Raw genomic sequence first — 14722 nt, forward strand, 5'->3', positions numbered from 1 at the left:
CACTGTACTTCGATGGCCTCGCCATGTAGATCTTCACCTTCCTGGACTGACAAGATCCATTGTCAGGTGTGTCCACACCGCGGGGGTCACCTCAAACCGACTCTCCCAACGTTGTCTGTTTTCGCAGGTCACGAGCACATGCGGGTCACGCGGCGCCCTAATCCCAGGACTCGACGGTCCGCCATCTCAGTAGCCGTTCATGACACCAGCGCGCCCCAGGGGCCCCCGTCTGCACCAGAGCTCGAAGGCTCGCGGATTCAAGAAGAGGTCATCATCCCTGGAACGGGCTCGCACCACGACCACGACAACACGATCACCGGCGGGTTTCGCGGCGGCCCGAGGACGCCGGACCGCGCCGCTCTTCTCTACGGACCTCGCAGGTCAAGGGTTGTCCAGGCATCAGCCCGGCGCCCACGCGGCCACCACGAACCCACCATCATCACCGCGACGGCACCGCTCTCTCTGAGGGCCTCACGGGCCTGGGGGAACCAGAGGTATCCGTCACGCCAGACAGACCCAGAAGCCCCCGACCGGGACGATCTGGAACCGCCTTCACTACGGATTAGGGTTGTCGGCGTCTTCGGTGGGCCTGGACATTGGCTCTGACCTGCGTTGATGCCCCATCAAGATGAGGGTTGACCGGAAGCGGTACCGGAAGCGTGATTGCCGGACCGGCCCGGGCCCGGGACAACAGGTCGCGGGCGATTCTCACTGGTCCCCGGCGGCGGTCCGAGCGGCCGGTCGGTGCTGGTTGGACAGTACCCGGGCGGGCCTGCGGCACGGTGCGCAGCGGCGGGCGGCGGGGGCGGCGGGGTGTGCTTCGGGGTGGCGGCGGCCTGGTCCTCGGCGTCGTTCAGGGCGAGGAGGGTTCGCGGTGTCGGTCTGAGGGTCGTGGGCGAGGTGGTGGGCGCTCTTCAGGCCCGTGGCAGGGGTGCGGGTGGGGCGGGTCTGGGTGATGGTGATGGGAGTACAGCGGTTGCCGAGGCTGGAGGTTCTGATGCGTCGTGTGGTCGTTCTCGGGTGGGGTCTGCCGCTGGTGGCTTTGGTCGCGGGGTGTTCGAGCGGGCAGGTGGTGGTTACCTCGCCGCAGAGCAGCTCGGCGACCTCTTCGGTGTCCGGGACGCCTTCTGTCTCGCCTGGGCGGGCGAGTTCCTCGGCGTCCGCCGCGTCGGTCCCGGCGGCCGCTTCGGTCGGGGACACTCTTTCGCTTTCGGGGCAGAAGCCTGAGGAGAAGGTGGACGTCACCGTCGTCAAGGTCGTCGACCCCGCGAGTGCCACGGATACGTTCTCCTCGCCGAAGGCCGGCATGAGGCTGGTCGCGGTCCAGTTCCGGCTCGGCAACACGGGCACGGCGGTCTATGACGACAGTCCCAGCAGCGGCGCGCGGCTCGCCGACAGCCAGGGACAGCAGTTCAACGCCAGCATCACGACGAACACCACCGCGGGTCCCGGCCACCTGCGCGAACGCCGGTTGCGGGCGTGAGGGGCGTGGAGGTGGGGGCGGAGGTGCCCGTGGGGGTGGCGGCGGGGCTGTTGTCCTGGCCGGGCGAGGTCTCGCCCAGGTGGTCGGCGGCCTGGTCGCCGTCGTCGGGGTCGGGGTCGGGTTGGGCGAGTCGAAGTCGTCGGCAGAGAACCCGCCGTAGGGACCGCCGTTGAAGTAGTCCGCGAGGGCCTGGCCGATCACGGCCCGCACCTCGTCCTCGTCCTCGGCCGGGTGCGCGCCTGTTCGGCGGAAGGGGTGGCTGTGCGGCATCCCCCGGCGGCTGAGGCCGCTGAGCGCCTCATCGTTACCCGTCTGCTTGGGGCAGCGCGGCGGCGGCTTGCGCTCGGTGGCTGTCTGCGAGGTCCGTGGCGTGTACGAGGTGGATAAGCGCGGCATGCCCGGCCTCGGGATCGATCTGCGTCAGGGTCTTGGCAGCCCACAGCCGGATGTCGTCGCTGCCTCTCCCCGCCTTGGCGCTCTGGGCGAGGCGCGTCAGCAGGTCCTTCCCAGTGGGCGGGTCTAGGCGCGTGAGGGCATCTGTCGCCCACCGGTACTCGTAGGAGTCAGCTTCCAGAAGGGGGACTTCGGCGAACCGCCGCACCAGTGCCAGTTGCTCGTCACGCTCTTTGGGCTCGCCGAGCTCTTCGTGGAGGACTGTTCTCGCCTCCATTGCCATGATCCGCTGGTGGAGGCAGAGCTTGGTATCGGAGGCGAGCCGGGCGAGGGCAAGACTTCCCTCGGAGCCATCCAACGTCGCCAACTGCTTTGCGTATGCGAGCCGTTGACCGGCGCCGAGGGATCTCTTCCTCGCGCTCCGGGCAAGCCATTCGAGATCCGCCCGGCGCCGGGCCTCGTTGCCAAGCCATTCCTGGAGGGCGCGGTGGCGGAACTGGTACGTGCGCCCCGTCACGCGCAGCAGCCCCGCCCGGTGCGCCCAGGCGAGGAACGGAGCCGGACGCAGGGGCAGCCTCCCCCGTACCCGGCCGACCACCGCGGTCACCGCGTACCGCATCCAGGCCCGGTTCGCGATCCACGGGGCGACGACCGTCACGAGCAGCAACGCGGGGGGCCACAGCAGCGCCCATGGGGCAGAGGCCGCGATGGCGACCGCGCTGAACCTGAGGTCCTGGCGCAGGGCGTCGCCAGGATGTTGTACGGGCTGTGTGTCGACCTCTTGGAACGAGAGCTCCCAGAACAGGAGGATGGGTGAGACGAGGGCGTAGAGGAGCCAGGCCGCCACCCGCACGACAAACACCATGAGTGTCATGTACAGCCCGACCAGCGCCGCGACGCCCCACGTCGGGGCCGGGATGAGCCACTTGGCTAGGGGGGTGATCAGCGAAGTCAGGATGATGACCACCAAGCTCACCCTCTTGAGAAGCGGGCCGGCCCGCTGTCCGCCCTTGTTCACCAGGTCCCGCCAGGTCTGCGTGATGTCCATGCGCAGCAGCTCCCGGGCGAGATCTACCGGAAGCCGTGGGCGGACCAACCGGACCGGTTCCACTGCCTTGTGTAGCCCCAGACCACCTATCATCGCGCCCCAGATCAGGCCGGCGCCGGCCACGATAAGCAGGTCCCGGCCGGTGATCCTGTCGAAGCGGAAGAGCACCGCCAAGTATGCGAGAGCCCCGAAGAGGATGGCGACGCCGTACTGGATGCACATCACCCGCTTCAGTCCGACTACGGGCGCGAGGCGGTGCAGAAGGATGTCGGCAGCCGGGGCGCTGCCGCCACCCCGAGCAGCGGGGATCGGGGAGTGCGTGGCAATCGACGTGAGCCACCTTATGGTGCGCTCGGCGTTGTAGCGGCGGTGCGGGGAGGCTTCCACGGCGGTGGGGATCAGCCGTTCCAGGAGGAGGCGGTCGATTGCGGTGGGGTCCGCGAGGGTGAGGAGGTCGCGTGGGTCGCGGCCGCCGGAGTAGACGGTGGTGGCGAGGTACAGGCGCCACGGAGTGGACAGAGTGCCTGCAGGGAGTAGGTGGAGGTTGTCGATGACCTCGCTCCAGGCCAGCTTCTCGGCGTGGGGCCGTGCGGCCAATGTGTGTTCCAGGTAAGCGCGGATCTGCCGGGAGTCGAGCTCCTCAATAGCGGCGACAGCCGTGGACTCCAGGCCGCCGCGCTCGCGGGAGAGGCGTTCGTAGGTCTCGCTGCGGCAGGTGACAATCAGCGGAGCCGGGCCGCGCAGCCCGTGGTAGCGGTTGATCTGGTCAAGGGCGCGGGCAGCCCGCTCGGACGAGCCCGCCTCGCCGTCCATCTCGTCGAGCCCGTCGAGCAAGGGCAGGACCAGGCGCTGGGTGACGAGGTCGTGGGCAGTGCCCCTACGGAGGCTATACGTGTCGGCAACTTGCCGTACGAGCCAGGATTCCAGAGGGGTTTCGGGGTCCCACTCGGCGAGGGAGAGCCGTACGGGGACGGGGTCCTCTGGCTGACGGTGGTCGAGAAGCAGCAGGGCGAGTTCGAGCGCGATGACTGTCTTGCCCCCGCCCGCGACCCCGGTGATCACCATGCGGCGCTGTGGGAGGCGGAGGTAGGCATCGGTGAGGGCGCCGAGTGTGCCGGGCAGCGGGTCACCGGACCCACGGAACACGGTGATGCGTACGGTGAAGGGTACTTCGGCGGCCTGCCCGGCGGGACCCAACAGGCTGAGACGCGAAGTGCGTTCGACTACGGCTACCTTCTGGGCGAGGAGGGCGGCGCGTTTGAGCAGCGTGGCATTCGGGGGCTCCGCGTAGTAGGCGATGCGGTCAGCGTGGCCTACCGCGAGGGCGCCGTGTGAGGCGGTGATCGCGGTCTGGGCGCGGATGGGGGAGTCCACTCGAGGTTGGGCTCCTGCTCCGCCCTCGCCTTCTGCCAGACCGCGAGCTTGAGTGTCGCCGGACGCGCTCAGCCTTCGTGCGGGCCCGGCTGCGGAGGGTTGTTGATCGTAACGTCCCCCATGCGCAGGGCTGCTGCGGAGCCGTGGTCGGCGCGAATGTCCACACGGCCACTGACAGCTGCACCGCCGTCTCCCGCCGACGCCTCCCAACCCGCGTGTGCGTTGAGCAGTAGCCGCAGCGCTTCGGCGGCCTGCTCGCGCTCGCTCTCACGAAGCCCCTCAAGTACGGTCTCGAACCGTGCCTGCCAGGCAGCCTGCTGCATGATCGTGGCCCGCTCGAGCTCACCGTCCAAGGCTGCTGCGAGTACGACCGAAGTGCTGTCGAGCCGCTCCAAAACGGCGCGCTCACGTTCCTCATCCCCGTGCCCGAACCACCTGGCCAAGGCCTGCTGCAGCCCCTGCCACGTGCTCGTCCCCGCCGCCTGCACCACTGCGGTGCCCCCGGCAGCGGCGAGCGCCGTCAACGCCTCCCCCAACATCCCCACCCCCTGCTCACTCGGATCCACGTGCTCGAAGGTGTACGCCCGGAAAACCTATAACGCCCCACCCACCCAGCAGCAGCACCTTCACCAAAGAGAGCACTCACGGGGCCTGGTTGCAAGCACCGAGCCCCGTCATGTCTTTGGCGGTCCCTCACGCCGATCATCAGGCAGGCCGGTGTAGGGGGCGGTGACGGGGAAGGCGATTGTCCTCGCCGTGCTCCTGGTCGGCGGGGCTGACGAAGCCGATGATCTCGTATGTGGTTTCGGTGGGCAGGCCGAGCAGGATGGCCTGGTCGTCGGTGAGCTGGATGCTTACGCAGGTGATGGTGGTCGCCTCGTAGCCGTCGACGGTTGCGGCGTCGGGATCGACGGCGGTGACGGTGAGCTCGAAGCGGCCGCCGCGCAGCCGGATCAGCCGCATGTCGGCGTAGAAGTCGCTGGGGGTGTGGACCGGGCGGTGGCGCAGGGCGGGCGGTAGCCGTTGCGGGACCTTCACCTGGTAGGTCTCGCCGGTCTGGATGTCCTGGACGCGCATCGTTCAGCGCGGCGCGGGCGAACTCGTTCTCCTTGGCGCGCGGGCGCAGCAGTCGCCAGAGCTGGTGCGGGGTGACGATCTTGAGGACGGCGATGGCGGCAGCTTCCTGTTCGCTGGCTAGAACCGGGGGAAGGCCACTTCCCTGGATCTGGACCGTGGCGCCGCTGTTGCCTCTGGTCAGGAACGACCCGACGCGGTCGCCGATAACGAGTTCCCGGCCGTTGGCGTACACGACGGCGAGGGCATCGGCGTCGTTGTCGAGGCGAACGGTCCCAGTCCATTGGCCAAGCCCCTCGTGCACCGTCCGGGGAGTTTCGCCCCGGCCGGGAGCAGGCCGGCGGCTTCACGGGGCCCGGCGGCGGTCAGGCACCACAGCTTGCGGCCGTCGGGGCAGGCGCAGTTCCTTGCGGACCCGGCCGGCGTCCTCCAGGTCGCCCAGGGCGTCGCGGGCCGACCGGTCGCTGCGCTGGCGGGGCAGGACCAGCGGCCACAGCTCCCGGGCGGTCGCCCGCTGGAACAGGGCGAGCGCCACCAGGACGGCGCCCCGGATCGGCGCGGTCGAGCCGCGCTTCCACGGTCCGTCTCTGCTGTCTTCGACAGCAGAGAAGGCAGAAGGGTTGTCGCCACGGTCTGAACCCCTTGTCCGGGGCACCTGAACTGCGGAAATGCGGCCCTGCCGGCGTGGAGGTGGGGGCGGAGGTGCCGGTGGAGGTGGCGGCGGGCCCCTTGTCCCGGCCGGGCGAGGCCTCGCCCGGGTGCTCCCGGTGGTGGCCGGTGGCACGCCGGCTTCACCCTGCAGTGCGTCCACGAGGCCCAGTCGATGCTGGAGCTGTTCGAGACCACCCTCGTGGCCCACCTCGGCAGGCCCGCCGCGGTTCCCCCGGCCGGCCGCGCGGGAATGAGCCGGACATGGACGATCGACGCGGCGCGCGCCCGGGACCTGACCGAGCAGCTGCGCACCGCGATCGAGGACGTCCGCGCCGCCGTGCTGGTCCTGGCCCGCCGGGTCCGCGCCGCCCACCAGGCCCGGGTGTGGACCGTCCTCGAGTACCCGAGTTGGAGCGCCTACGCGCTGGCCGAATTCGGGATCGGCCGCTCGACGGCGTACCGGCTGCTCGACCTGGCGGCCGTCGCCGAGGCGATCGAGGACCCCGGACGGCATCACCGCCGAGGCCTGGCGCCGCCACGTCTCTGCCAGCCGCGACGCCATCACCCAGCAGCGCGCCGCCCAGCTCGGCATCGGTGCGCTCGCCTCGAGGTCGTCCCCGCCTACGTCTCCGACCGCCAGGCCGAGGACCGCGGTCTCGCCCGCCTCGCGAGCGACATCGGCATCACCACCGAGGAGATCCTCGCCTGCCGCCGGTACGCGATCTCCGGGGACGTCCGGGCGATGGACGGCTGGTAGAACCGCAGGTCACGCCGGGGTCTTATAGATTCGCGACCAGCTTCGAGGCGGCTCGACCGAGCGCCGAGCTATGAAACCGGCGCAGGTCAGAGCCGTGCGGCGACCGGGACGGGTCAGATCTGCTGGTCCGGGTTGGAGAAGGTGAGGCCGCCAGCGGCGAGCGGGCGCCGGGCCGGAGCGGACGTGGGTTCTGTCTCGCCGGGCGGCTGGCGGAAGTCGGCGCCTTGCTCGACCGGCAGCAGCCGGCGGCCGCCCGTCTGGGCGGGCACGGCGGCGTCGGTGACGGGCTCGGAGAAGGCGGGCAGCGAGAGGCTGCGACGGTCGGTCATGTTATGGGGGCCTTTCATTCGTGTCCGTTGTCCGCTGATGCTCGGTGTTGGCGACGACGCTCGTCGAGGCTGGCGAGCCCATCCCTGCTCTGGAGTTTGTCTTCCAGTGCGGCCTTGTCCAGGGTTAGCTGGCGGATCGCCTCGGCGTAGATCCTGACCTGCTTGCGCAGGTCCGTGTTCTCGCGCCGGAGCCGGTCCAGGTCGTCCTCGCGCTTGGTGGTGTCCTTCTCGGTGACTGCCGCAGTGCGCCGGGCGGCGAGCTGAGCCTTGAACCACTCGATCAGGTCAGGGTAGTTCCGGTAGAACGTCGTGTGCGTGACGCCGAGCTGCTTCTCGACGTTGGTGACCGTGGCGCGACGGCCGGTGGTCTTGCTCTCGTCGAGTTCGGTCTCCATCGTGCTGCGGACCTGCTCCTCGGTGGGCAGCGGGCGGTTCATGATGCCTCCGACGTGACGTCCTGGCCGGGGTCGGGGGTCGCAGCGAGGAAGTCGGCGATCTCTTGTCGGCGGGCTTGCAGGCGATGGCGGACGAGTGGGGCTAGCTGGTCGCCCCGGGCGAGTTCACGTTCATAGGCCGCCAGGGAGTCCTTCATGTGGGCGATGTTTCCGCTGGTGAGAGCCACGTTGCGGCAGCGCAGGGGCTGGCAGTCGGGCAGTGACGGGCCTTCCTTCCCGTCGGACCGGCGGCAGAGCGCCCGGTCCGGGTTGTGGACGCATGTGACGTACTGACCTGGGTAGATGTGCGGATCGTGGCGGTCCATGTGCCGCCGCAGCCGCTTCTCGTCGTTGATGACCTTGCCGTCGAACTGGACGTGTCTCTCGAAGGTCGCGAGTCGGCTCTCCGCCTCGGCTGCGGCAGGGCCACTCAGGTGGTGGAACTCGTGGCTGACGATCAGGTCTCCGAGCTTCTCCCCGCGGGCGATGGCGTCCTCGGACTCGACCTCGTCTCGGAACCCCGAGTCCGAGGTCCCGGCATACCCCTCGAACATCTGAACCCCCAGATGCCGGTATTGCAGAGCGCCGGCAATGACGCCTCCGGGCCGACGGGCGATGAACCACGCCAACGTGCGGCGGAACTGACGTGTCGTCACTTTCCAGTCCTGCTTGTTGACCAGCGGGACGTTGTCGGGCCGACCGGTGCGGCGGCAGTAGCCGTTAATCCACTCCCGGAAGGCGACGAGGTCCTCGTTGGTCGCGGTCGTCGTCCGGGCCTCGTTCTGGCCGCCTTGGGTGTGGTAGTTGCGCGAGGACGGCAGGAGTGCGAACAGGAAGCTCTGCCGGGCCGGCTGGAGGCGCTCCAGGATCTCCACCGCCCGTTGCGCGGGGCCGCTGACCACCCAGGTGGCCTTGACCCCGGCGGGGTCGTCCTCGCCCTTGAACGCCAGACTCGTCAGCCACCGGCGAACGACCCGCCCGTCCTGATCGCGCCAGACCTTCACGCATCCGCGCTTGATGTGTTTGAGCTCGCCGTCGCGCATGCCCGAGAGGAAGGCGATGACGACGTAGCAGGCGGTCTGCAACATCCGTGTCAGGTGGGCAACGTCGTCGTACTCGATCGGCCCTCGCCAGGGCTGACCGTCCAGCAGCCCTCTGACCGGCACCCGCAGGTAAGTGGCGTCGGCAATGCCGAGCTCAGCGGCGGCCTCGCGGATCAGCTTCCCGGACGCGTACGCGCCGACCAGGCTTCCCCGATCGACCTTCGCTTCGCGGGCGAGGTGGCTGCGATTGGGCTCACCCTGCCAGCCGGGCAGTGGGCGGCCTTCGGCCCGGTAGCGGCTCAGCACTCGGGCCAAGGCCTTAATGTCCTGACCGCGCCCGGCCGACCTCTGCCCCCTCCTACGTCGGTTCCGCGCCGACCAGTGGTTCAGCTGCTGCCACTCCTCTTGGGCGGCCACAACGTCCTCAGCGAAGTCGTCGATCCAGCGAAGCGCCCAGACCAGGTAGGCAGAGTGCACCTGCTCGGGGATGCGGGCGGTGGCGTTCTCCCGGGCCGGGCGGCTCGCCGCGCGAGACAGCGGCTGCCGCAGTCGGGCAAGCACCTCGAAGGAGTCGAAGGCCAGGGGGTCACTGATCTTCGACCGGCACAACCACAGCAGCCGCATGCCTCGGTGGCGATGGTCCTTGGTGCCCTGGCCGACCCGCTGCTCGGCGATGTAGCTGGCGAACGCCTCGACATCGGCAGGGGTGACCGCTGCGACCTCCGTGATGCCGCGACTGGCCAGCCACCTGAAGACGAACCCCAACTCACTCAGGTAGCGCCGGATCAAGTCGAGACTGCGGATGGCCTCGCAGCCCGGCGGCAGGGCCCCGCGCAGGAGGGTGAAACAGATCTCCTTCGCGACCTGGCGGAAGGTTGCCGGAATCCGCACGAAGTTCAGCACCATGTCCGACCGCTGGCGTTGCAGCTGAGCGTGTTTGAGTACCCAGACGTCCTCGCCGAACCGTGAGGTGTCGGCCAACCGAACCCCGGGCCGCAGTGGACGGCCGGCCAGGACGAAAGCACCGGCTTGGACGCGTTCCCATCCGCAGCTGAGCGCATCCGGCTGTCCTTCGCCAGCTGCGATGTCGGTCACGAGGGCTCCCTGAGTCCGTCGAGCAATTCGGTGGGCAGATCCTCCGGGGCGTTCGCACGGGCCCGCTCCTGCTGGGCCTCGGTGAACTTGGGCAGGATCAAGCGGGTGATGATCAGCCAGGTGACGCCGTGGCGGCCGACCCAGTCGTCGACACCACGTGCGTCGAGCTCGTCCTGGAGCCATCGCAGGAGTGCGAAGAGCTTCGGCAGGTGCCGCTCGGCCACCAGCGCGTTCGGGCAGCGCAGGCAGGTCAGGAACGACACGTCGCAGAGCCCTTCGTCGCTGTAGGGACTGTGCTCGAAGTCGAGGCAGGAGGTCACCAGCGTGTCCAGATCGCCGGACGCCGCGGCGGCGAGCTTGTCCGCCGTGGTGCCCAGCGTCTTCGCGACGCCCTCCGGGTCGCGCTCGGCCTCCTCGGCCGCCTGCTCGTCCAGGATCCGCCCGCGGAAGGCCCTGGCCGACGCCTCGGTGTCCTCCAGGGCCTCGGTGAGGATCTGCTCGGCCCAGTCCTGGATTCGAGGGTCACTTCGCAGGTAGTGCAGGAACGACACGTCCGGCGTGTTCGTGCGCGACGCGGACGGCAGATGCCCACCCACCGCCCGGGTCGTGCGGGCCTCGACCGTCTTCTTCAGCCGGCCCAGCGTGAGCACCAGCGGCGCGGGATCCTCCTCGGCGTCCGCGGCATCAGCGGTCAGCCCGTGCCGGGCGACCCACTGGTTCCAATCGAACTGCCGGCCCAGCTTGAGGCCGAAGGGGTCGATGTGCCCCTTGGCCGCGCGGCGGGCGGCCTGGAAGTCCTCCGTGCCGTTGGCAGTGCCGCCGGTCCAGATCGACCACACCCGCTCCGAGCGGCTGAAGGCGCGACTCGCCGCGGCCAGTTCGTTCAGCAACAGGAACCAGCCGCCGGGGGTGTGCAGTCGGGAGCTCTCGCTCCCGACCTCCCAGTGGACCGTCTCGCGCGTGCGCGTCTTGTTCCGGCGCCGCTTGATCACTTCCACCGCGACCGCCCGGCCCTGAAGAAGTCGGTGCTCGGCCGCCAGCTCCTTGATCGTCTCACTGTTCCGGCCGGACAGTCCCACTCCCAGCACCATGAGCGCGGGCAGATCCGGGACGGTGAGGAACACCTGCCCCGCGTACTCCTTCTGTGCGCTCAGGTCGGGCAGACGGCCCTTCGACCTCTTGGCGCTCTGCAGGGCGGGAACCTCACCGGTCCGCAGCATCCGCGCGAACTCCTCAGCCCGTGTCCGCTCCTCCTCGCCCAACGTGTGCGGGGCGGTCTCGAACCGCTCGGCGAGCGCGTGCGAGGCTCGTAGCCGCTGGCGGATCGCCACCACGTCCTTGCGGGCGGCGGCCACGATCGCCGCGAACTCGCGGTCCGAGTAGCCGGGGGCGGCCGGTTTGGAGTGCACTTGCCGCCAGCGGCCGTAGAGCTGTCCGGGTTGGTCCAGATACTCCCGCACGTCCTGTTGCAGCAGGTCGGGCGGCTGGACTTCCTTCAGCAGGCCTCTGATCTGGACCATCTCCAGCACGACGTTGTCCGCTTGGAGCGACATGCGCCGGTGCTGGTCGAAACGCCGCAGGTGGGACAGTGACAGCCCGCGCAACGTCTTTGGCGGCCGGCTGAGTTCGCCCAGCCACTTGAGCCACCGGCCGATGATGCCCCAGACGTGATCCGCCGCCCCGCGGGTCCGCAGCTGGCCCTCCGCACCGGTCCTGCGGCCCCAGGCCGCGGCGAGGTCCGCATGGAGTCCAGGACACGGCAGCTTCGCGAACGAGTAGGTGGCCCGGCGGCCGTCCTCGCCGAAGAACTCGACGGCAGGCCCATCCTCGTCGGTCACGAGTTCCGGCGCGTAGAAGCCCTGTGGCTGGGGCGAGATGTGGCCCCGGCCGGTCCGGCGCCGTTGGTTCGGGATCTCAGGCGGCATCGGCCGTGCCCTTCTCGTCCAGGTCCTCCGGGTGGACGCCGGTCGGCTCCCAGCCGTCGGGGATCAGCGCCATGCGGGTCTCCATCTCCAGTTCCTGGAGAGTGTGCGGGTAGAGCTGCGTGACCTCGATCGAAGAGTGGCCCAGTCGCATCCGAACCCAGTTGAGGGGGTCACCGAAGACCATCTGGTAGGTGAGGCGCTGACGTGGCGTCATCGTCGCCAGCTCCTGGATGTGCCCGCGCACGAGCTGTTCGAGGGTGATCACCGCGAAGCTGTGTCTCAAGGCATGGGCATGACAGCTGATCCTCACCCCCTGCCGCTCGCAACGACCGTTGGCGGTCTTGAAGACCTCCTGCCAGGCCGACGGCTTGCTCGGCAAGCCGTACTGGTTCAACCACAAGGCCGCCGGCTCCAGCCCCTGCGGGGTGTCGATCAGCACCCGCTGCCGCTCATGGTGACCCAGTTTGGCGATGCTCAGGCGCTCGCCGTCGACCATCACGACGGGCTTGCGGGGGTCGCTGATGATCAACGGACGGCGGATCCGCTCGTAGATGCCGCGGTCGCGGGCCGCCTCCAGGGCCTCGGCCCGGTCGGTCTCGACGTAGTCCCACAGGTCCTTGAGCGCGGACGCCGGAAAGTAGATCCGGCGGGCCGAGCCGCCCTTGGCGATGGCCTTCGGCAGCCACGATCGCATGTGCAGCAGGCCCGGCACCGGCTCGGGGACCTCGAACACACACAGGCTCGTCTGTTCGGACAAACGCAGCCCGGTGCGGATCATCGAGTCGGTGTATGCCGCGTTCCGCGAGGCGAACCGGCCCCGGAACGAGCGGTCCGGCAGTCCCTCCGGGGTGAAGCCCCGCACCCCCACATCCCGCCACTGCCTGTAGGTCGCCGGCGGCAGCCAGACGACGTCGTTGGGGCGGCCCGCGTGCGACGCCTCCGCCGGGGTCTGCTCTCCACCCCGCCTGCGCGGATCACGACTGCGGGACACCCGCTGACGGAACGGGTTGCGGGACGCGTGCCCCTCCCGCAGAGCCCAGATGTAGAACTGATGCACCGTCGCGACCTCGCGGTCCCACGTCGTCAGCTCCACCTTTGGGCCGGCGATGTCGCTCACACGCCAGTGCTTGAACGCCGCCCGGTCCTCCCTCGTCGCGACCTTCCAGCTCCGAGCGCCCCGGTTGTCCCAGAGGAACTTCAGGAACCGCTTCAGGTCGTAGGCGACGGCCGCTTGCGTGGTGGTCGGCTGGTTGGCCAGCTCTGTGAGGAAGTAGTCGTTCAAGTCGACGTCGTACCGGCCCAGCGGGTCGATCAGATACGGCGATCCGTCCCCGATCCCTCGCTCGTCCAGCCACTCGTCAAGGTTGTCCAGTCCTGTCAGCCCACCCGTGCCGGCTCGGGGCTCAGGCAGCTCGCGGCGCGTGAAGTAGACCCGCCACCCGAGCACTCCCGTGTCTCTTGTTCGCACGGCCGGAACCTAACAAGAACAAGTCCGCACCCGCATAAGTCATGATCCCCAGTCTCGCAGGGCGAGCGGGCGGGCGGTCCGGATCGTCGTGGGTAGCGGTCACCGGCTACTGGTCCACGTCTGGTTGACGTGGATCTTGAGGGCCAGTCGGTGGGCGGTGGCTACCGTGGGCGCATGTCCGACCCGCGCCTGCGCCGACCACTGGACCCGTTCCTCCCGGCGGACGAGATCCCCGACCCGGGTAATCCCCTACTTGCCGGCAGTCCGGCGGGTCTCGGCGGCCTCGCTCGTCGGAGCGCACGAGGTGCGGCCGGATCTGCTGGGTAGATCGTCTGTTGCCGCATAGAGTGCTGTCGCGAGGGTGTCCAGGTTGTTCGTCACACAACGATCTTGGACGCCCTCGTTCTCGTCTCCGCAGACACGTGACTGAGCGCCACACATGTGGCCGTTTGAGCACCTTCTGGCATCTCCCTTGATCGCGAGGAAGATCCCGCCGGTAGAGTCGGCTTGAGGACGGTGTCACCTGGGGGGACTGATGACAGCAGCGGATGCAGTGCCCATAGTCTTCGTTCACGGGACGCGCTTCAGCGCGGGACAGTGGAGCATGCAGCTTGCCGCACTCCGGGACGAATTCCCGGTAGTCGCCGTCGACCTGCCTGGCCACGGCGAGCGCTCGGCTCAGCCCTGGAGCCTGAGCACTGCGACGGAGATCATCGCTTCCGCGGTGGACTCGCTCGACCGCGGGCCGGCTCTGATCGTCGGGCACTCGCTCGGCGGATACGCCTCCCTGGAGTTCGCGCGGCGCTGTCCGGAACAACTGCGCGGGCTGATCCTCGCGGGAGCCAGTGCCTCCACCCGCGGCCTCTGGACAGCACCCTATGGGTGGGTCGCCAGGCTGGTCCCTCGTATTCCGGCGGACCGCCTGGCCCGGTGGAACGACCGATTGCTGCGGCGGCTCTACCCACGGGAAGTGGTAGAAGCGACCATCCGTTCCGGCTACGCCTTCCATACCTTGCCCGCAGCCTGGGCCGAAGTACTCGGACGCTTCGACGCGGGTGTGATGCGTTATGTGAAGGCTCCGGTCCTAATCCTGAACGGCGAGAAGGACGCCGTCTTCCGTGCCGGGGAGGCGGACTTCGCCCGCGCGCATCCGTACGCTCGCGTCGAATTGATCCCGCGGGCACGACACCTCGCGAACTTCGACGACCCCGATGCTTTCACTGATGCCGTCCGCCGCTTCGCCCGCCAGCTCCCTGCCGCCAGCTGAGCGCGCCACAGGCTGCGGCGTCGAAGCCGAGCCCGTGCACCGCGCCCTCGACCACAGCCTGCCCGCCAGGCTGCGGGCACCGTTGACGTCCGCCACGACCCGCTGCAAGGTGCGGAGGGTCGCGAGACGGACGTAAGGCTCCGACTCGGCTTCCATGCGGGGGCTCCCCGGCTGCTTCAGATCCGCGGAACCGGGCTGGGTGGGGCGGTTGGAGGACCGGAACACGGCGTTGTCGAGCTGCTGCTCTCCTCCGAGCTGCCACGCCGGCTTCTCGAAGGCCCCGCCTCGCGTACCGGCCGGGTGGGAAACCGCACAGCAATCTGCACAGCGGCGCCTCCACAGCGGCAGGCGGCACGTCTTCACAGCCGCAACCGCGGCCTC

12 protein-coding genes are annotated in these 14722 nt (G+C 69.2%); 3 read left to right on the top strand and 9 right to left on the bottom strand.

Annotation, left to right across the window (positions count from 1 at the left end; all coding sequences use genetic code 11):
* Positions 1–1234 precede the first annotated feature (1234 nt).
* The gene (locus AB0J08_RS38650) at positions 1235–1483 is read left to right on the top strand and encodes a hypothetical protein (RefSeq protein WP_360643884.1); all 249 of its coding nucleotides are present in this window, start codon (positions 1235–1237) and stop codon (positions 1481–1483) included.
* 304 nt (positions 1484–1787) lie between these two features.
* On the opposite strand, the gene AB0J08_RS38655 is transcribed toward AB0J08_RS38650, so the two are convergent.
* The 4 genes from AB0J08_RS38655 to AB0J08_RS38670 form a co-directional block, all read right to left on the bottom strand.
* Positions 1788–4298: an NACHT domain-containing protein gene (locus AB0J08_RS38655; protein WP_360643887.1), complete on the bottom strand. Its 2511-nt coding sequence runs from the start codon at positions 4296–4298 to the stop codon at positions 1788–1790.
* A gap of 68 nt (positions 4299–4366) precedes the next feature.
* Positions 4367–4864: a hypothetical protein gene (locus AB0J08_RS38660; RefSeq protein WP_360643890.1), complete on the bottom strand. Its 498-nt coding sequence runs from the start codon at positions 4862–4864 to the stop codon at positions 4367–4369.
* 139 nt (positions 4865–5003) lie between these two features.
* Entirely contained in the window at positions 5004–5375 is a 372-nt protein-coding gene (locus AB0J08_RS38665; protein WP_360643893.1) for a hypothetical protein, read from the bottom strand.
* A 343-nt stretch (positions 5376–5718) separates the two neighbouring features.
* Positions 5719–5907, bottom strand: coding sequence for a hypothetical protein (locus tag AB0J08_RS38670; protein ID WP_360643896.1), 189 nt, complete (start codon positions 5905–5907; stop codon positions 5719–5721).
* A 288-nt stretch (positions 5908–6195) separates the two neighbouring features.
* On the opposite strand from AB0J08_RS38670, the gene AB0J08_RS38675 reads away from it, so the two are divergent.
* Positions 6196–6780: a hypothetical protein gene (locus tag AB0J08_RS38675; protein ID WP_360643899.1), complete on the top strand. Its 585-nt coding sequence runs from the start codon at positions 6196–6198 to the stop codon at positions 6778–6780.
* A gap of 113 nt (positions 6781–6893) precedes the next feature.
* Here AB0J08_RS38675 and AB0J08_RS38680 read toward each other — a convergent pair whose 3' ends face one another.
* The 5 genes from AB0J08_RS38680 to AB0J08_RS38700 are packed head-to-tail and all read right to left on the bottom strand — an operon-like array spanning position 6894 to position 13053.
* On the bottom strand, positions 6894–7109 hold the full coding sequence (locus AB0J08_RS38680) for a hypothetical protein (protein WP_360643902.1): 216 nt from the start codon (positions 7107–7109) through the stop codon (positions 6894–6896).
* Positions 7110–7123: 14 nt separating this feature from the next.
* Complete coding sequence (locus AB0J08_RS38685; RefSeq protein ID WP_360643905.1) at positions 7124–7546, bottom strand: hypothetical protein; 423 nt, start codon at positions 7544–7546, stop codon at positions 7124–7126.
* On the bottom strand, positions 7543–9681 hold the full coding sequence (locus tag AB0J08_RS38690; RefSeq protein WP_360643908.1) for a hypothetical protein: 2139 nt from the start codon (positions 9679–9681) through the stop codon (positions 7543–7545). The genes AB0J08_RS38685 and AB0J08_RS38690 overlap by 4 nt, the downstream gene beginning before the upstream one ends.
* Complete coding sequence (locus AB0J08_RS38695; RefSeq protein ID WP_360643911.1) at positions 9678–11606, bottom strand: hypothetical protein; 1929 nt, start codon at positions 11604–11606, stop codon at positions 9678–9680. The genes AB0J08_RS38690 and AB0J08_RS38695 overlap by 4 nt, the downstream gene beginning before the upstream one ends.
* On the bottom strand, positions 11596–13053 hold the full coding sequence (locus tag AB0J08_RS38700; RefSeq protein ID WP_360643914.1) for an integrase: 1458 nt from the start codon (positions 13051–13053) through the stop codon (positions 11596–11598). Before AB0J08_RS38700 ends, AB0J08_RS38695 begins: the two co-directional genes overlap by 11 nt.
* A 556-nt stretch (positions 13054–13609) precedes the next feature.
* On the opposite strand from AB0J08_RS38700, the gene AB0J08_RS38705 reads away from it, so the two are divergent.
* The gene (locus AB0J08_RS38705; RefSeq protein WP_360643917.1) at positions 13610–14341 is read left to right on the top strand and encodes an alpha/beta hydrolase; all 732 of its coding nucleotides are present in this window, start codon (positions 13610–13612) and stop codon (positions 14339–14341) included.
* The last annotated feature ends 381 nt before the right edge of the window (positions 14342–14722 follow it).

It is taken from the genome of Kitasatospora sp. NPDC050463, from assembly GCF_040655255.1.
In the GTDB taxonomy this organism is placed as follows: Bacteria; Actinomycetota; Actinomycetes; order Streptomycetales; family Streptomycetaceae; genus Kitasatospora.

Excerpts from the sequence above, each read along its gene's own strand:
- AB0J08_RS38680 (WP_360643902.1), bottom strand. The coding sequence starts at position 7,109 with ATGACCGACCGTCGCAGCCTCTCGCTGCCCGCCTTCTCCGAGCCCGTC.
- AB0J08_RS38695 (WP_360643911.1), bottom strand. The coding sequence starts at position 11,606 with ATGCCGCCTGAGATCCCGAACCAACGGCGCCGGACCGGCCGGGGCCAC.
- AB0J08_RS38675 (WP_360643899.1), top strand. The coding sequence starts at position 6,196 with ATGCTGGAGCTGTTCGAGACCACCCTCGTGGCCCACCTCGGCAGGCCC.
- AB0J08_RS38665 (WP_360643893.1), bottom strand. The coding sequence starts at position 5,375 with ATGCGCGTCCAGGACATCCAGACCGGCGAGACCTACCAGGTGAAGGTC.
- AB0J08_RS38705 (WP_360643917.1), top strand. The coding sequence starts at position 13,610 with ATGACAGCAGCGGATGCAGTGCCCATAGTCTTCGTTCACGGGACGCGC.
- AB0J08_RS38685 (WP_360643905.1), bottom strand. The coding sequence starts at position 7,546 with ATGAACCGCCCGCTGCCCACCGAGGAGCAGGTCCGCAGCACGATGGAG.